This is a genomic window from Achromobacter xylosoxidans (assembly GCF_014490035.1).
Classification (GTDB): Bacteria; Pseudomonadota; Gammaproteobacteria; order Burkholderiales; family Burkholderiaceae_B; genus Achromobacter; species Achromobacter bronchisepticus_A.
The window spans coordinates 6,285,790-6,303,134 of record NZ_CP061008.1 but is presented as its reverse complement, the minus strand read 5'-3'; the positions used below and the strand labels follow the sequence as shown (position 1 = coordinate 6,303,134).

Here is a 17,345-nt window from a genome sequence, read left to right as displayed (position 1 = left end):
GGTGGCTCGGCCGGGCGCCTATCCCTCGGACAACTCCAAGCGAATTACGGCTCGCTCCGAGACCAACTACAAACCACCCTCGGTGCAAGGCATCGCTTGCTAACGTCAGGTTAGCCTAACAATGTCTTTTTTCTCCTCTTTTCGTCGCGAATGGATGTCCAGTCCTCGTAACGATATTCTTGCGGGCATCGTCGTTGCCCTTGCTCTTATCCCCGAAGCCATCGGCTTTTCCATCATCGCGGGTATTGATCCGCGGGTAGGCCTCTACGCATCGTTCTCGATCGCGGTAATCATCGCTTTAGTGGGCGGCCGGCCTGGCATGATTTCTGCGGCCACGGCCGCCATTGCCGTGCTGGTGGTGCCTTTGGTCAAGGATCATGGCGTTGAATACCTGTTCGCCGCCACAATCCTGATGGGCATCTTCCAGATCATCGCCGGCTTTCTTCGGCTTGACCTGCTGATGCAGTATGTGTCGCGGTCTGTCGTCACCGGGTTCGTGAACGCGCTGGCAATTCTGATCTTTGTTGCCCAGTTGCCGCAGCTGACCAACGTCACGTGGGTCACCTACGTGATGGTGGCGGGAGGGTTGGCGATCATCTATCTGTTTCCGCGCCTGACCCGGGCCGTGCCGTCGCCGTTGATCGCGATCATCGTGTTGACGGCCATCTCTATTTACTGGGGCCTGCCCGTCAACACGGTGGGCGACATGGGCAAGCTGCCGTCGTCCCTGCCTTCGTTCCTGATTCCGAACGTGCCCTTCACGTTTGAAACCTTGCAGATCATTCTTCCGTATTCGCTGACCATGGCGGCGGTGGGTTTGCTGGAGTCGATGATGACCGCGCAGATCGTGGACGACTTGACCGACACGCCCAGCAATAAGCGGCGCGAATGCAAGGGCCAGGGTATCGCGAACTTCGTGACGGGCTTCTTTGGCGGCATGGGCGGTTGTGCCATGATCGGCCAGTCCGTCATCAACGTGAAGTCGGGCGGTTCGACGCGGCTTTCCACTTTCGTGGCGGGTTCCTTCCTGCTGTTCCTGATCGTGGTGCTGGGGCCCTTGGTGGCCAGGATTCCCATGCCGGCACTGGTCGCGGTCATGATCATGGTGTCCATCGGCACGTTCAGTTGGGGTTCGATCCGCAACCTGCGTTCGCATCCCTGGCAGTCTTCCGTGGTCATGCTGGCGACCGTTGTGGTGGTCGTCTGGACGCATGACCTTGCACAGGGCGTACTGGCGGGCGTGCTGTTGAGCGGCGTGTTCTTCGCGGGTAAGGTCAAGCGGCTCTTCGCAGTGACTTCGGCCTTGTCTGAGGACGGGCGCACCCGCACCTACTACTACGAGGGCCAGGTGTTTTTTGCATCCACCGATCGGTTTTCAGAAGCCATTGATTTTAAAGAGGTCGTCGACCACGTGGTGCTGGATGTATCCGCCGCGCACTTCTGGGACATCTCGGCCGTGGGTGCCCTGGACAAGGTCGTGATCAAGCTGCGCCGCGAAGGCACGACTGTAGATGTCGTCGGTTTGAATGCCGCCAGCGCCACCATGATTGGTCGATTTGCAATTCACGACAAACCCGGCGCCGACACCAAGTCGTTGGGACACTAAGGAGAAGATATGTCGAAAGTACTTGCATGCATCGATGCCTCCCACTACGCCGCCGCGGTCTGCGACTTGTCAGCCTGGGCGGCGCACCGTCTTTCCTGGAGAGTTGAACTGCTGCATGTTGTGCAGCGAAAAAGCGCGGTGACAGCGCGGCACGACCTTAGTGGCGCTATCGGGCTAGGTGTGAAAAGCGAGCTGCTAGAAGAGCTGACTCGCATCGAAGAAGCGCAAGGAAAACTGGCGGTCGAAGGTGGCCGCGCCCTCTTGGCGACCGCTGAAGAGCGATTACGGGCTGCCGGCATCGGCGACGTCAGTACGGTGCACCTCCATGGTGGCATTGTGGAAACCATTATCGAGCGCGAAGCCGAGGCTGGCTTGGTGGTGATGGGCAAGCGGGGAGCGTCGAGCGAATTCGCCGCCGGCCATCTCGGATCGAAAATCGAGCGCGTGCTTCGAGCCAGTAACAAGCCGCTATTTGTTGCTCCCGAGCGGCACGTGCCGCCAATGCGCGCTGTGATTGCCTACGATGGCGGAAAGTCTATTGCTAGAGCGATTGCATTGCTGACAAGCACGCCGATGCTGGACGGTCTGCCAATACACCTCGTGAGGGCTGGCGCGGAGTCGCAGGAGAATCGAGCCCAGATGGAGCAGGTCGTTCAGCTATTCGCGCAAAGCGGGCGAACGGCAACTTTTTCGATTACCCCGGGGGCTCCAGAGAAAGTTATCGCTGACTGCGTAGCCGGTGGTCCGATGTCCGTGCTGGTCATGGGTGCCTATGGTCACTCGCCGCTCAGGAATTTGATCGTCGGCAGTACCACGACGGCAATGATACGAGCTGTTGAGGTGCCGATCCTGCTTGCGCGATAGCGCTGTGAAATTATGGAATGCCCTGAGGTGACTGGTGTGCGTCACCTGCATAGGATCGGGTGAATGTCCGGCTTTGGCCGGCAAGCGACCGTTCGCCGGCCCGGGATGCATCAACCTCAGTTTGCTCTGCCATCTCAACGGCATCGTTAGCTCGATCCCGAGGTAACGAACCCTGCGTTCAAGCTTCGTTCGCCCAAGCAGCAGCTATACCGCTGGAAGATTCTTCGTCCTGAGGTACATCAGCGAAGGAATTATGCGAAGTTTGATTGAAAGCTCTGAGTGAAACGAATTTCAGATGCCCATCGCCATGACCCAGCCTGCCAAGCCAGCCAGCAGCACCACGAGCGCTGGCGGCACGCGCCCCACTGTGAGCAGCCCGAACGTGAGCAACGCCAACCCGAAGTCCGCCTTGCCGTGGATGGCGCTTGTCCACACCGGGTCATATAAGGCCGATACCAGGATACCAACCACGCCGGCGTTGATGCCCGCCATGGTCGTCTGAATACCCGCCCGGTGGCGAAGCGCCGCCCAGAACGGCAATGCGCCGACCAGCATGAGGAAGGCTGGGAGGAATATGGTGCCCAGCAGAGCCAGGCCGCCAATCCAGCCATGCAGCGGGCCGTGGGCTATTGCGCCAAGATACGCCGAAAAAGTGAACAGCGGTCCCGGCACGGCCTGGGCAGCGCCATAGCCAGCTAGGAAGTCTGCGTTGCTGACGATGCCGCTGGGCACCACGGTGGCTTGCAGCAGCGGCAGCACAACGTGCCCACCGCCGAAGACTAGCGCACCGGAACGGTACACCCCATCCAGCAGCGCTATCGTGGACGATCCCGTGGCTGCTGCACATAGGGGCAGCAAGACAAGCGGTGTTGCAAACAGAAGCAGCGCAATGACGCCCAGTCTGCGCGAGACCGGGTAGCTGTGAGCTTGGCCACCGCCAGGTTGTGAAATCTTCAGCGTCCACCAGCCCAGCAGTCCTGCCAACAAGATCGCGACAATCTGTCCCGCTGCTGAGGGTAGGATCATGGTCAGCAGTGCCGCCAGAATGGCCAGGGCAGCGCGTGGCCGGTCAGGGCACAACGACTTGGCCATGCCCCACACCGCCTGAGCTACGATGGCCACGGCGACTACCTTGAGACCATGCACCCACCCGGACTGGGCTAGTCCCTGGTACTCAGCGATGCCGAAGGCAAACAGGATTAGCGCGATGGCCGATGGCAAAGTGAACCCTGCCCACGCCGCCAGCAAGCCCAACCAGCCAGCGCGACCCAGCCCAAGCGCCATGCCCACCTGGCTGCTGGCCGGACCCGGAAGAAACTGGCACAAGGCGACCAGATCGGAATAGCTGCGGTCATCCAGCCAGCGGCGGCGCTCGACAAACTCCGAGCGGAAATAACCCAGATGCGCGATCGGCCCACCGAAGGAGGTCAATCCCAGTTTAAGGAAGGCGCCGAAGACTTCAACGGGTGAACCGCGCGTAGCTACAGCTTCGTGCTGTACGGTGTTGGTGGAGCCTGTCATTTGTGCATTGCCTCCCCGGTGAACTCCCGGATGCGTTCCTTGGCCAGCGCCAAGCCTTCCTTGCCCTTGGGCGTGATCGTGTAGAGCTTTCGCACGGTGCGTCCGTCGCGCTCCTGGCGCGAAACTAGGTATCCGTCGCGCTCCATCTTGTGAAGCATCGGGTACAGCGTTCCGGGAGAAAGTCGGTAGCCGTGGTGGGCCAGTTCGTCAATCATCCACTGCCCATAGATCTCCTGCGCGGCTGCGTGGTGCAGCACGTGCAGGCGGATCAGCCCCGATAGCAGATCGTGGTGCTCCATGGCGCGAGGTGTTGAGTTCTCTTTCATATCGAGTTTCGATAACGAAATACGATCATAGCACTTGCACCAAGATTCTAGGTTGGTCCAGCTGTTCCGTCTTGAAGGGCAGTTATTGGCTGTGGATGAAACCGGTCGTTGCAACAGCTTGGTTCAATCGCTCGGCCGATGACGACCCAGAGTGGACTAGTGAGTCATGTCCTGTGGTGTAAGTTTTTTCGCATCAGTGCATTTTGCAGTGTCACGCCCCGCAGAATAGGAAATCCTCGCTCCACCACTTGAAAACCGCAGTGCAAAAAGAATGGCTCAGCGGTCTTGCTCACATCCGCCGTGAGCTCGCTAATCCCCAGTAGCTTGGCTTCGTCATGGATACGACTCATTAGCAAGGTGCCGACGCCTTGTCGCGGATAGGCCGCCGACACAAAGAAATGATCGATGTATCCGTTGGGCTGAATGTCAGCATATCCAGCAATTTCACCTTCGACTTCAACGACAAATGGTCGTAAATCCCTCATGCGGCTAGCCCACTCTTCTGGGGCAATGTCTGTCGGTGCCCAAGCCTCTATTTGTGCTGCTGTGTAGTCACGTGATGCGATGTCATGTACAGCCGATAGAAAGACCTGAAATAACGCGCCCTCGTCCTGGTGAATGACAATAAAGTTCTGTTCCAGAGGGCCTTTGATTTCAAAGAGTTTTCTGAAAATGTGGAAAAATCCATGCCATTAAAGTTCTGGCCCAGATTTGCACCCTATGCTTAAGTGCATGACATTAAAGTTCTGGTCTGGGTGCCGCTCAATCACCGACGATGGCGTTGATTTGCAGATTGAGCCTGATACCGATGTAGCTGTATGGCTCTATTGTTCCATGGGAATGTGAATGCACTGGTTCGATCACAATCTGGTTCTGAGAGACGTCTATCGTCTCGCGTTAATGCTGGAGTTCGGAGCAAATAGACATAGCACTCGCTTCGACGATGTGGGCTGGCTGGGCGGGCTACACGATGAATTCTTTCGGAATGAGGCCGAGCACCTTCTGGTTTCCATTGCTGCGGCGATTCGACGGATTCAAGATCGAGAGTGGAGTGCGATGTCTCCGCAGGAGCGCAAACACCATGCAATGCATCCGTTGTCGGATGAAGACAGCATTGGTTTTTATGCAAATAACCCGCCCAAGGATTCTCTGAACTTTGGTCTTCGCCAAGCGTGCAATTGCATCATGCACGGTGAGAGCATCCAATGGAAGGACCCTGCCGAGGGGAATTTGCAGGCTGTTTGGACGGCTCCGTACTACGACATGGTCTTGAGTGGAGCAAGTCGAGCGGATGGAAAGAATTTCCTGATGACCGGTGCTTTTGTCTTCTTGGTCGGAGCTGAGAACGATGGCTCATGGGAAGCCGTCGTGCACCTGCCGCGATTCCTGAAGTCCGCGACAGAAAAGGTCAGAGGGCTTATGCCTTAACGTATGGGCTATCGCAATGCGGCAATCATCTAGTTTTCAGACATGACAGGCAGTAATCGACTAGTTTTCCGACAAAACAATCGGTAAGCGACTACTTTTCAGACATTTTTACCCAGCATAGCTGGGTAATCGAGTGTTTTTCAGACATCGGGGATAGGTTTGCGCTGTCTAGGCACCCTTGGTTGTTCTGTCCAAAGCTTCCAGTTTCCAGGCTGGGGCGGGATCTGAAGTGGACTGAGTGGTCGCCCGGGTGGACAAAGAAAAGCCCGAAGCGAATGCTTCGGGCCTGGGTCCCGATGCTTACTGGAAGCCTCGCACGTCGACGGGGCCCAGGCGGTTGGACGTGCTGTTGTCGTCCAACTGGCCGTTAACGTGTGGAAGCCTGCCCCAGTGATTCGCTAGCCATAACCGGCTTGTTTCCTATTCGGGTGATGGACTGAACCTGTGAACCGTCCGGCCTTTCGGCCCTCAACACCTCCAGCACCTGATCAAAGAGATCTTCAGTCTTCCAGCGTCGAAACGTCCAGCTCAGGTCGTTAATGCTGAAGCCTTTGGTCGGCACCTTAGCCCACCATATACCCGAGGATAGTTTCAGGAGGATGGCGTCCAACAAGTGCCTGCGGGAGTGAATGATCTTCTGTGCGTTGAATTTTGGCATCAGGATTGGCTCGATCAGCTGCCATTCCTGGTCGGTAACCAATGATGTTCCATCCGAATGCAACGGGATATTGATTCCTCCAGCGGACGCCTTAGATTTTCGCTGAGGGTCCGCCATCGAGTGAAAAATCATCGTTTCACTCGTTCCCGTGACGCTGTCCTCTGCTGGTATGGTCATCGCTATCAGCGTCGCAGTAGTCGCAAAAACCTGATTGCCAACCCTAGGCCCATGCAATGCAATTCGAAAGTCACCAAGAGGAAGAGACATCCGCAGGGTCCCGTTTGATGCGCCCAGATAGACGCTGTGCATCGCATGCTTGGCTGACTTGGAGAGATGCAGCCACTCCAGGGGCTTATTGGGTGCTGTGTTCTCCCTGCAACGACGAGTATGTCGGATGTAAGCGAGATTATCGATGACGACAACGGGCGTCGCTTGCGCATAGTCGACATAAGCGAGGAGATCCGGGCCTGCTATCTTGAAAGCCGCCGGAAACAATATCGGGCTGGGTTTAAAGAATGCCTGCATCAGCACTAGAGCAGGCACATGGACCGTCAGGCCGCCATCAACGAATTTGAAGACTTCGTGGCGAGTCAGGCACCCTTCGGGAAGCTCAATATCCACTCCAGCGAGATATTCTTCGGGATCTGAGAGGGACCACGACGATAGGCTGCCCTCGTACAGGACGCGATAAGGTTTCGTAGTGCGAGGTACCTTTAGCCGATCGCTCGCGATTTCCTCGATGCGCCTATGCTCAATACCTTCGTTCGACGTAAAAACTTCAATGCTGCTGGTGTTTGTTGATTTGCAGGCAGAGTTGACCCACTTTTACGTTTGATTTGCATCTAATTCTGACCCACCTCGTGAACACTATCCTGCTCGGTACCCGTGCAGGAGACAGGAGTGATCGACGTGGCTCTTCTCAGCATTATTCGCCGTTGGCACTTGCGTGATCATGTCTCTTTACGAGAGATTGCCAAGCGACTTGGCATATCGCGCAACACGGTGCGACGCTATCTGCGCTCGGGCACCATTGAACCAACCTACAGCCGTGCGGCTGGGCCTACCGTTCTAGACGGCTATGCGGAGAAGCTCTCGGCATGGCTCAAGGCCGAGGCCAACCGCACACGCAAGCAGCGACGCTCGCTATTGCAGCTGCACCAGGATCTCTGCGCTCTAGGCTACACGGGCTCTTACGACCGTGTTGCCGCTTTCGCGCGACGATGGCGACAGGAACAACAGGAACGATCTCAGACTTCAGGACGGGGCACGTTCGTGCCATTGACGTTCGCACCAGGCGACGCCTTTCAGTTTGACTGGAGCGAGGACAGTGCGGTGATCAACAGCGAGCGCACCAAGCTCCAGATCGCGCAGTTCAAGCTTTGCCACAGTCGCGCCTTCTTCCTGCGCGCCTACTGGCTCCAGACGCATGAGATGCTGTTCGATGCGCACCATCACGCTTTTGTGGCGTGGGGAGGCATCCCGCGTCGAGGTATCTACGACAACATGAAGACCGCTGTGGATAGGGTCGGCCGCGGCAAGTCGCGCGAGGTCAACGCCAGATTCTCCAGCATGGTCAGCCACTATTTGTTTGATGCGCAGTTCTGCAACCCCGCGTCAGGCTGGGAGAAGGGACAGATCGAGAAGAACGTGCAGGATAGCCGGAGGCGGATCTGGCAACGCCTGCCCCACTTTTCGAGCTTGGAAGCGCTTAACGACTGGTTGGCCGACGAGTGCGTCAGGCTGTGGCAACAGATACGCCATCCGGCATGTGACCAGAGCATCTGGCAGATATGGTCCGAGGAACGCCCATTTCTGATGCCTGTTGGCCAGCCGTTCGACGGCTTTGTGGAACACACCAAGCGCGTTTCCCCCACATGCTTGATCGCCTTCGAGCGTGACCGCTATAGCGTCCCCGCGTCCTACGCCAACCTGCCCGTAAGTTTGCGGGTCTATGCGGATCGCCTCGTTGTCGTCGCCGAAGGTCACGTCATTGCGCAGCATCCTCGCCACATCAACCGGCGCCATGACCGTGGTGCCACTTTCTACGACTGGCGGCATTATCTCGCCGTGCTGCAACGCAAGCCTGGCGCGCTGCGCAATGGGGCGCCGTTCACCGCGTTGCCGGAAGCATTTCCCCAGCTTCAGGCACGGCTTCTGCCTCACGCTGGCGGGGATAGAGAGATGGTGGAGATCCTGTCGTTGGTCTTGTTGCATGACGAGCAACTGGTCCTCGCCGCAGTGACCTTAGCGCTGGAGGCCGGTACGCCATCGAAGCAAACCATTCTCAACATCTTGAGCCGACTGCTCGACGGCACACCGCTACCGCCGCTGACGGCGCCCCAAGCGCTCTCGCTCACAGTCGAACCCGAGGCGAACGTCGGCCGCTACGACACCCTCCGCACTCAGGAGCCACGTCATGCAGCATGAACTCATGATCGAGCGCTTGAAGGCGCTCAAGCTGCACGGTATGGCTCAAGCGCTCACCGACCTCGTGCAGCAAGACTCTCCGGCATACCAGAGCTGCTCTCCCATCTTGAGCCAGCTTCTACGGGCCGAGCTTACTGAGCGAGAGGTGCGATCTATTGCCTATCAGATGAAGGTGGCCAAGTTCCCAGCATATCGAGACTTACAAGGCTTTGACTTCGGATGCAGCGAGGTCAACGAAGCCCTCGTTCGGCAACTGCACCGCGGCGAGTTCATCGAACCCGCTCACAATGTCGTACTAGTTGGCGGCCCTGGCACCGGCAAGACGCATCTGGCGACGGCCTTCGCGGTTCACGCCATCGAACACCTGCGTCGCCGAGTTCGCTTCTTCTCCACGATCGAGTTGGTGAACACGTTGGAGCTCGAGAAGCAGGCCGGCAAAGCTGGACACCTCGCCCACCGGCTCATGCACTCGCACGTCGTGATTCTCGACGAACTCGGGTATCTGCCATTCAGCCAAGCCGGCGGTGCGCTGCTGTTTCACCTCATCAGCAAGCTCTACGAGCACACAAGCCTCATCATCACCACCAATCTCAGCTTCGCTGAATGGGCAAACATATTTGGGGACGCAAAAATGACGACTGCGTTGCTCGACCGACTCACCCACCACTGCCACATCGTCGAGACCGGCAACGACAGCTACCGATTCAAAAACAGCAGCACGCAGCCCAAAAAGGAGCGTAAAACAGCCAAATCTGTGGCAACCCTGACCCAATCAAATTAGGGCTGGGTCAGTTTTCGATGCAAACGCTGGGTCAGTTTTCAGTGCAAACCAACACCTTCGACCGTACTTGCATGTCACAGGCGACCCGGCCTATGACATCAACTCTGCGCGCTGGAGCGTCGTAGAGGGTGGACTCCCTGCTGGCTTGTCGCTCGACGCCGTCACGGGCGTGGTGGCCGGAACGCCTACCGCAGCCACCACTGCCCCCGCAAGCTTCACCGTGCAGGTGACCTATAAGGCAAAGGACGGGCAAGCGGTCTACAGCTTTGACGTTGCGGCCAATATTGTCGTGACCCTGGCTGGCTCCACGTTGCCCAAGGCAACGGTCAATACGGCGTACAGCACGAGCCTGCAATCCTACCTATCCTCGGCTGGTGATGCAGCATTCGACGCCGCGGCGACACGCTGGAGCTTGGCGGAAGGCACCCTGCCTGCGGGCCTCTCGCTGGACGCAACCACAGGGGAGGTGGCCGGCACGCCAACCACCAAGACGACCTCGCCGGCCAGCTTCACCGTGCTGGCCAGCTACAAGGGCTCGGATGGTCAGGCGGTATATACCATCGAAGTGGGCGGTGAGGTGTTCAATGTCAGCAAGCTTGACGTAGGCGGCAACCATACCTGCGCGATCACCACCGCGGGTGGACTTAAGTGCTGGGGCCGTAACAATTACGGGCAGCTTGGCGACACAAGTACGACCGACCGCCTAGTTCCTGTGGATGTATTTGGCTTGGTGTCCGGGGTCGTAGGTGTGTCAGCCGGCGAAAACCACACCTGCGCAGTCACCGAAGCAGGGAACCTTAAGTGCTGGGGAATCAACACCAGTGGTCAGTTGGGCGACACAAGCACGACTAACCGCGTTACCCCTGTGGATGTATCAGGCTTGGCTTCCGGAGTGGCGAGTGTGTCGGCAGACAGAAACCACACCTGCGCAATCACAACAACTGGCGGTCTTAAGTGCTGGGGCCTTAATAATTACGGGCAACTGGGCGACAACAGCACCACCTGTAGGATCCCATTTCAACTTAGATTCGCAACTTTCAAAATCAATGCCTTGAAAACCTGAAATCGGACGCTTTTGGTCGTTTTGTCCCAATTTTTTAGATTTTCCTACTGTGACAAAACGACTCCGCATCTTTCCTGAAGGTCGTGGCTCAGGCTAACTCGATCACATACGCCGCTGCCTCAGCAACGGACTGAGCAGTTTGCAAGCCAACATTGTACTTCTCGGCTTCGCGAGTAAGATCACCGATGTTGGTAACAAAGCGATCCCGAACACGATCACTCAGCGTCACACTGTCAAGTGGTGGCATCCCCACCACCATCGCCGCGGAAAGATCCGAATTCCTGTCGCGAGCGAGCGACAACTTCCACATCTTGACTCGTGCATCTTCCATACCCTGGCTTTGTGAGTTTTCCTTCAAAAGGCCAAACTGCGCGACCAGTCGTGGCGTGAGAATCGGAAACTTCACCGGCGCACTGCCATCCACAAGAACGAGCTCCCGGTTGAAGCACACCTGGAGATCTGGACGCTGCACCTGAATGGCCTCTTTGATCTTGGTGGTCCACTGTTGATTAACCTCGCGCTCGGGAGTAGGTGAGTCATCGGCAGACGCCCCAGGCTCCTCTGCGATCACACTGAGGCTGAAATGCATAAGCACGATCTGTCTTAGCAGATCATGCTCATCGTCTGCCCGCGTCACACGAGCCTCGGTGAAGCTGAACGAAGCGAGAGGCACAGACTCACGAGCCGCCGCAAAACCGAATTGCTTCGCCACCCCCTCAACAGCTTTAAGCGTAGTGAGAATCATCTGGAATGCGCCCTCGCCTGCTGATCCGTACATGCAGCGCAGTACTTCCTCACGAATCAGCGGTCGGGCCAACACTGTTCCATCGTACTGGACGAGAGCTCCTACATTCAATCGCTCACCAGATCCCCCCACTGGTTCCCAAGCCAAGACGGAATAGCATGCGACGCAACAACCGTGTTCATGGATGGGCTCCTTGAAGCAGTGGAGACATAGCATTGGCCGCATGGCTCGGTAAAGAAGTGATGAGCTGCTTTGCAAGCGACTCACACGCGCCATGGTGCTGCCCGATGGTATGTGGTGTCGCCTGGAATTCGCTGCGAATCATGTCCCACACGGTTTGGTCAGCATACTGCTACAGCCACCAGGCATGCGCGGGTGATTGCTCTACAAAAAAAGTTAAGCCGAACCCAAAAATTTTAATGTTGTCAGGGTATCCCGCTTATCTCATCATCGTCCTCACTTATCTGGAGGCTCGATCGTGAAGATAACACCCAATAGCACAGGGTTTGGCGCGGAGGTCACGGACTGCCCGGCCGGCTTGAAAATGACGGACGATGAGCTGAATGAGCTCGTGCGTGCCTGGACGGATCATTCGATTTTATGTTTCCGAGGCGTGGACATGACGCCCGCCGAACATATCGCATTCAGCCGGCGTCTTGGCGAGCTGCATATCATGACGCCCCTGAAATTTAATCTGGATGGTTATCCGGAGGTGTTCGTCGTCTCGAACGCCAGCAAAGCCGATCCATCCAAGCCGGTTGCGGGCAATGCGGAAGGCGACGCCGGCCTGCGCCGCGCCGGCGAAGGCTTTCACACGGACGGCGAAGACAAAGCCATCCCCAATACCGGCTCTTTTCTCTACGCACGGCAGGTTCCGCCCGAGCGCGGCGACACGCTGTTCGTCGATATGTATGCCGCGTACGAAGCACTGCCCCAGCGTATCAAGACACTCATCGCCGGACGGCGCGCGCGTTATAGCCGCATCGATTTACACGCTACCCACTATCCCTTGATGGCGCCGCTCACTGACGAAGAGAAACTCGCCCGTCCGGATGTCTACCATCCGTTGGCGCGCAAGCACCCGGTCAGCGGCCGCACCTCGCTCTACATCGGCCGCTGGGCCTGCGATGTAGAAGGGTTACCTGAGGACGAAGGGCAGGCATTGGTCAAATTCCTCCAGGACTTCGCCAGACAACCTCAGTTCATTTACACGCATAAATGGAACATCGGCGACGCCGTGCTTTGGGATAATCGCTGCACCCAACACTGCGCGACCGGCTTCGACGACACGAAGTACGTCAGGACCATGCACAGAACCACGCTGGAGGGCGAACTGCCCATCATGGCACGGTCGAGCGCAGGCATATCGTCGGCGATGCTAAATGAATATTCGATTTCTTGAAACGGCACTTTGGCTGGCGAAGCTAAAGAGCATCAAAGCGACTGCGGAAAAGCTCTGCTTGACCCAGGCCGCTGTCTCCAGCCGAATCGCCAACCTCGAGCAGGATCTTGGCGCTTGCCTTTTCACTCGCGGAGGCGACGGCTTCGAACCGACCTCCGCAGGGATCACGTTCCTGGAACATGCCCAGCGCATTGTCAGCGCTCACCAATCGCTGCGCGCTTCCATGCTGGACTCGAGCAAACTGTCCGGCTCGTTGCGTATCGGCATGACGAGCACCTTGATCCCGACCATTCTTCCCGGTCTCGTCGACACGTTGCGTAGAGACTACCCCGGCATCTCGATCAGTCTCAAAACCGAATTGACCGAAAAATTGCTGAAGGAACTGGAGATCGGGCGCGTCGATCTCGTGCTGGGCGCGGACAATGAAGCCGTGCATGAGCGTTTCGAATTGGTACCGCTGTGTTCCTTCGCGATGATCTTCGTAGCCAGTCCGAAGCTCGGCATCGACTTAATCGACGCCATGCCAGAGGACCTCGCCAGATATCCCATCATCGGATATCCGCCCGGCACCCGATCCCAGGCTCGGCTCGACAGATACTTTGAAGGCTGCGGCATCCGGCCTCAGATCATTCATGTCTCTCAAGCCGTTCCGACCAATCTGCAGCTTGCCACCTCGGGAATCGGTGTGGCAGCGGTCCCGGAAGCCATCGTCCTGCGAGAGCTTGCGACGGGCGACCTTGTCCCGATCAAACTAAAACACCCCTTCGTTTCGGTGAACTACCAGGCCGTCTTCCTGCGCGATCAAGGCCAAGGCCTAGCCAGAGCAGTCGCCGCCCTGGCGCGCGACGTCGCGGCAACTTTTTGCGAATCCGTCGACAAGCGGATCGCGTGGCAATAAAGAGAACCTCTAATGAAAATATCCGTAATCCAGATGAACTCCGTTTCCGACAAGGCGGCCAACCTTGCCCTGGCGGAGCGGCTGACGCGTGCCGCCGTCATGCAAGACGCGCCGGACATGGTCGTCTTTCCCGAACACTTTGACTGGGCAGGCGGCAGCGTAGCCGACAAGGTCGCGGCTGGCGAAGCGCACGCCGATGGTCCCGCCTACCGGCTGTGCGCACGCATGGCCACCGAATACGGCATCTACGTGCATTCGGGCAGCTTCTATGAAAAAGTTCCCGGAGAAGACCGCGTGTACAACACAACCGTGGTCTTCGACCCGCACGGCAAAGAAATCGCGCGCTATCGCAAGATTCACATGTTCGACATCTTCACGCCCGACGGCCTTCGGTATGGAGAATCTGACGCCGTCGCGGCAGGCTCGGAAGTCAGCACGGTAGACGTAGGTGACTTCCGCCTGGGCCTTGCGATTTGCTATGACCTGCGGTTTCCGGAGCTGTTCCAACGCTTAGCCGGCATGGGCGCCAATGTCATTGTTTTGCCTGCGGCATTCACATTGCAAACCGGCAAAGATCACTGGGAAGTGCTATGCCGCGCCCGCGCCATCGAGACGCAGTCCTATGTCGTGGCCTGCGGCTCGCACGGCCCGTTCACCCAGAATGGCGAGACGCGATACACCTACGGCCACTCGATGATCGTCGATCCCTGGGGCCACGTGATTGCCAAATGCTCCGACGGCGACGGCTTCGTCACCGCGCGCCTGGATACAGGGCTGATCAATCAAGTTCGCAAGCAAATTCCCTTAGCCAAACACAAGGTGCTGCAGTGAAAAAGTTTGATCTCAATCCTATGCCAGCCCCGCTGGACTCGAAATACGTCGACCTGCTTTCCGAGGTCGAAACAGCGACTGTCGGGCACTTTCGTCACTGGGGCTTTATGGCCCCCGATATCAAGCCGATCAACCACTCGCGCAAAATCATCGGCACAGCGGTGACCTTGTCCCTGCCGGGACAAGACTCGACCTTGCTGCATCACTCCTTGAGCCTGCTACGTCCCGGGGACATTCTGGTCATCGATCGCCTCGGCGACCAGAAACACGCGTGTTTGGGCGGTGGCGTAGCACTAGGCGCCGTGCTCGCCGGCGCACAGGGTGCAATCATCGACGGCATGTGCACCGACCCATCTGAACTCGAGGCCTACAACTTCCCCGTATGGGCGCGCGGCGTTTCACCCATCACCACTCGCATCTACAACATCGGCGGCCAACTGAACAAACCAGTGGCCTGCGGCGGGGCGGTTGTCAACGCCGGCGACATCATCCTGGCAGACGAAAACGGCGTGCTCGTGCTGCCTCCCGATGAAGTCGCGGAAGTCTCCAGAATGGCGCTGGAAAAACAAGCTCGCGGCAACTCGAACGGCGAACGGATGCGTGGCGGCGAGCGCCTCGGCGACCTGTCAGGCGCCAGCAAATACGTTTTAGAACAAGCTTAACAAGCGCTCTTTAAGGGGAAAACGCATGAGACTCTGCAAGCTTATTGCTACCGGTATTGCCGCGGGTTATCTGGCTTTAATGGCTACCGTCGCGCACGCGGCATGGCCAGAACGGCCGGTCAAGATCGTAGTGCCATTCCCACCTGGCAACTCTTCCGATGTCTCAATGCGTTTGCTAGCCGAATTGCTGGCGCCCCGTTTGGGGCAGGCAGTCGTTGTCGAGAATAAAGTTGGTGCAGGCGGCACGATCGGCACGGGTTTCGCCGCCAAACAGCCCGCGGACGGCTACACCTTGGCCATGGGATCAACAGGCCCTCTGTCGATCGGCCCGTGGCTGCGTCCAGATTCCATGACCTACGATCCGCTCAAAGATCTCGAGCCCATCGCTGCGGTAGCCTGGGCGCCGCAAGTCATGGTGGTGCGTACCGACGAACCCTACGACACGATCAACGGGCTAATCGAACAGACGAAAAAAAGCGGCAACCCCTTGACCTATGGAACACCCGGAGTCGGCACGACACCTCACCTAGTGATCTCGAAGTTTCTGCATGATGCCGGGATTCAAGGCCAACATATTCCCTACAAAGGCGGCATGCAAAGCCTTGCGGACCTCATCGGTGGTCAGGTCAATTTCATGTCCGATAACGTACCGGTTTTCAGTGCGGCCCTGGACGGCAAGCGCGTCAAACCTATTGGAGTGACCTCTGCGCAACGCATCCCCACGCTGCCCGACGTGCCCACCCTCGCCGAACAAGGCTTGAAAGATTTCAGCATGCAAGGCTGGATCCTGCTCATGGCACCCGCCGGGGTGCCCGCTGACGTCAAAAAGCGCCTGGAGACGGAGGTTGCTGCCGTCATGCAGGATAAAAACATGCAGGAACGTCTGTTGGGCTTCGGTCTGGTCCCGATGAACATGCCCCAATCGGAGATCCCGGCTTTCCTCAAAGACGAATCGCAAAAGTGGAAAGAGGTCGTCGATATTTCCGGCGCCAAAAACTAACGCATCCCGTCATGCGCCCGGTTGCTGCGAGCAGCCGGGTTGCACGCTCTTGAACCGGCGCCGAAAACTCTTTTACACCGCGCTTTAATGCATTGACCATCCGCGGTTAGGTCGCTGAGTTCGATACACCAGTGTCATAAGGCGGTACACGGCGACAGAAATCGGACGCACGCAGCCATTGTTCAATCGCCGTAGGTGACAACGGCTTGTAAGCGCCCGGCGAACACATATTGAGCGCGTGCGTTGTGCTCGATAGTGTCCACCACTTTTAGGTGGACACCATGTCGAAGACAGAGTTAGCACCGGTGCCTAAGCGCCGGTCGTATCCGAAGACGCTGAAGGCCCAGATTGTGGCCCAGTGCAGTCAGCCAGGAACATCTATTGCCGGCGTGGCGCTGTCGCACGGCGTGAACGCGAACCTGGTGCATAAGTGGATTCGCCAGGCCGAACGGCAGGCCCCTGTAGCGCCGGCGTTCGTGCCGGTCGCGTTGCCTGCGGTGCCCTCGTCAGGCCGTCACATCGAGATTCGCTTGTCGCGCGGCCCCGCGCAAGCGACGGTGCAATGGCCCGTGAGTGAAGCGGGCGCATGTGTGGCGTGGCTACGCGAGTGGCTGCGGTGATCCGTGTCGATGCGATCTGGCTGGCCACCGAGCCGCTGGACATGCGCGCCGGCACCGAGACGGCACTGGCCCGGGTGGTGGCCGTGTTTGGTTCGGCACGTCCGCACCATGCCTATTGCTTCGCAAACCGGCGCGCCAACCGCATGAAGGTGCTGGTACATGACGGAATCGGCGTGTGGCTGGCCGTGGATCGAAACCGATTTGACGCTTGGTGCCAGATGCACGGCAAGAATCCATACTACCTCAACATCATTTTTATAGAGTAATGGCGTTTACGTCGCAGGTCCCGGCTTCAAGCGTGCGGGCCAATTAACTGAACCAGAACTTTAATGTCACCTCGGAATCTGGATCAGAACTTATTGTGATCACTTCGCACATTTGCTCAAGTAATGAGCAAATCCTCCTGTTTTCTTCGTTGTCGGTACTGGGCGAGCTGAGTATGCGCATGATGGTGGCCAATAGTTAGCAAAGCAAAGTTGCCAACTATTAGCATCCCAACGTTCCAGCCATTTG

The 17,345-nt window shown here is 57.7% G+C and carries 18 protein-coding genes and 1 other annotated feature (1 of these 19 running past the window's edge); of the genes, 13 read left to right on the top strand and 5 right to left on the bottom strand.

The features are described from left to right. Nucleotides 1–35 (top strand) — a sequence feature (sul1 is cis-regulatory element that is thought to sense ions involved in sulfur or methionine metabolism; They are found in Alphaproteobacteria); it begins 20 nt to the left of the window's first position. An 86-nt stretch (nucleotides 36–121) separates the two neighbouring features. Beyond that, nucleotides 122–1,606 (top strand): SulP family inorganic anion transporter, encoded by a 1,485-nt coding sequence (locus IAG39_RS29215; protein ID WP_006224632.1) that lies wholly within the window; start codon nucleotides 122–124, stop codon nucleotides 1,604–1,606. 9 nt (nucleotides 1,607–1,615) lie between these two features. Next, a complete protein-coding gene (locus IAG39_RS29210) occupies nucleotides 1,616–2,470 on the top strand; it encodes a universal stress protein (protein WP_006224631.1) in 855 nt (284 codons plus the stop codon). A gap of 291 nt (nucleotides 2,471–2,761) precedes the next feature. Here IAG39_RS29210 and chrA read toward each other — a convergent pair whose 3' ends face one another. The 3 genes from chrA to IAG39_RS29195 all read right to left on the bottom strand — a co-directional run bounded on the left by chrA (nucleotide 2,762) and on the right by IAG39_RS29195 (nucleotide 4,883). Continuing rightward, entirely contained in the window at nucleotides 2,762–3,991 is a 1,230-nt protein-coding gene (gene chrA, locus IAG39_RS29205; protein WP_118931604.1) for a chromate efflux transporter, read from the bottom strand. Further along, complete coding sequence (locus IAG39_RS29200) at nucleotides 3,988–4,290, bottom strand: PadR family transcriptional regulator (protein WP_006224629.1); 303 nt, start codon at nucleotides 4,288–4,290, stop codon at nucleotides 3,988–3,990. The genes chrA and IAG39_RS29200 overlap by 4 nt, the downstream gene beginning before the upstream one ends. Nucleotides 4,291–4,481: 191 nt before the next feature. Then, nucleotides 4,482–4,883 (bottom strand): GNAT family N-acetyltransferase, encoded by a 402-nt coding sequence (locus IAG39_RS29195; RefSeq protein ID WP_316253718.1) that lies wholly within the window; start codon nucleotides 4,881–4,883, stop codon nucleotides 4,482–4,484. A gap of 280 nt (nucleotides 4,884–5,163) precedes the next feature. Between IAG39_RS29195 and IAG39_RS29190 the strand changes: the two genes are divergently transcribed. Next, the gene (locus IAG39_RS29190) at nucleotides 5,164–5,745 is read left to right on the top strand and encodes a hypothetical protein (RefSeq protein ID WP_088142147.1); all 582 of its coding nucleotides are present in this window, start codon (nucleotides 5,164–5,166) and stop codon (nucleotides 5,743–5,745) included. Between the two features lie 367 nt (nucleotides 5,746–6,112). On the opposite strand, the gene IAG39_RS29185 is transcribed toward IAG39_RS29190, so the two are convergent. Further along, nucleotides 6,113–7,024: a transposase gene (locus IAG39_RS29185; RefSeq protein WP_123786276.1), complete on the bottom strand. Its 912-nt coding sequence runs from the start codon at nucleotides 7,022–7,024 to the stop codon at nucleotides 6,113–6,115. 279 nt (nucleotides 7,025–7,303) lie between these two features. Here IAG39_RS29185 and istA point away from each other — a divergent pair, with 279 nt between their 5' ends. From istA to IAG39_RS29170, 3 genes are all read left to right on the top strand, one after another. Further along, the gene (gene istA, locus IAG39_RS29180; RefSeq protein ID WP_118931607.1) at nucleotides 7,304–8,830 is read left to right on the top strand and encodes an IS21 family transposase; all 1,527 of its coding nucleotides are present in this window, start codon (nucleotides 7,304–7,306) and stop codon (nucleotides 8,828–8,830) included. Then, nucleotides 8,820–9,611: an IS21-like element helper ATPase IstB gene (gene istB / locus IAG39_RS29175; RefSeq protein ID WP_054458908.1), complete on the top strand. Its 792-nt coding sequence runs from the start codon at nucleotides 8,820–8,822 to the stop codon at nucleotides 9,609–9,611. The genes istA and istB overlap by 11 nt, the downstream gene beginning before the upstream one ends. A gap of 67 nt (nucleotides 9,612–9,678) precedes the next feature. Next, nucleotides 9,679–10,674: a putative Ig domain-containing protein gene (locus tag IAG39_RS29170; protein ID WP_118931608.1), complete on the top strand. Its 996-nt coding sequence runs from the start codon at nucleotides 9,679–9,681 to the stop codon at nucleotides 10,672–10,674. An 88-nt stretch (nucleotides 10,675–10,762) separates the two neighbouring features. Here the strand turns inward: IAG39_RS29170 and IAG39_RS29165 are convergent, their stop codons facing one another. After that, entirely contained in the window at nucleotides 10,763–11,491 is a 729-nt protein-coding gene (locus IAG39_RS29165) for a hypothetical protein (protein ID WP_124260338.1), read from the bottom strand. Nucleotides 11,492–11,897: 406 nt separating this feature from the next. Here IAG39_RS29165 and IAG39_RS29160 point away from each other — a divergent pair, with 406 nt between their 5' ends. The 7 genes from IAG39_RS29160 to tnpB all read left to right on the top strand — a co-directional run bounded on the left by IAG39_RS29160 (nucleotide 11,898) and on the right by tnpB (nucleotide 17,098). Beyond that, complete coding sequence (locus tag IAG39_RS29160; RefSeq protein ID WP_006220097.1) at nucleotides 11,898–12,821, top strand: TauD/TfdA dioxygenase family protein; 924 nt, start codon at nucleotides 11,898–11,900, stop codon at nucleotides 12,819–12,821. Beyond that, the gene (locus IAG39_RS29155; protein WP_006220098.1) at nucleotides 12,802–13,719 is read left to right on the top strand and encodes a LysR family transcriptional regulator; all 918 of its coding nucleotides are present in this window, start codon (nucleotides 12,802–12,804) and stop codon (nucleotides 13,717–13,719) included. The genes IAG39_RS29160 and IAG39_RS29155 overlap by 20 nt, the downstream gene beginning before the upstream one ends. Nucleotides 13,720–13,731: 12 nt before the next feature. Beyond that, complete coding sequence (locus IAG39_RS29150; protein WP_006220099.1) at nucleotides 13,732–14,550, top strand: carbon-nitrogen hydrolase family protein; 819 nt, start codon at nucleotides 13,732–13,734, stop codon at nucleotides 14,548–14,550. Then, nucleotides 14,547–15,212 carry an RraA family protein gene (locus IAG39_RS29145; RefSeq protein WP_197723143.1) on the top strand — a complete coding sequence of 222 codons (666 nt, stop codon included), beginning with the start codon at nucleotides 14,547–14,549 and terminating at the stop codon, nucleotides 15,210–15,212. Before IAG39_RS29150 ends, IAG39_RS29145 begins: the two co-directional genes overlap by 4 nt. Nucleotides 15,213–15,237: 25 nt before the next feature. Then, nucleotides 15,238–16,212, top strand: coding sequence for a Bug family tripartite tricarboxylate transporter substrate binding protein (locus IAG39_RS29140; protein ID WP_039883320.1), 975 nt, complete (start codon nucleotides 15,238–15,240; stop codon nucleotides 16,210–16,212). 281 nt (nucleotides 16,213–16,493) lie between these two features. Next, nucleotides 16,494–16,832, top strand: a complete 339-nt coding sequence (tnpA, locus tag IAG39_RS29135; RefSeq protein WP_223283290.1) for an IS66-like element accessory protein TnpA — start codon at nucleotides 16,494–16,496, stop codon at nucleotides 16,830–16,832. Beyond that, entirely contained in the window at nucleotides 16,820–17,098 is a 279-nt protein-coding gene (tnpB, locus tag IAG39_RS29130) for an IS66 family insertion sequence element accessory protein TnpB (protein WP_205736584.1), read from the top strand. Before tnpA ends, tnpB begins: the two co-directional genes overlap by 13 nt. Nucleotides 17,099–17,345 lie beyond the last annotated feature (247 nt).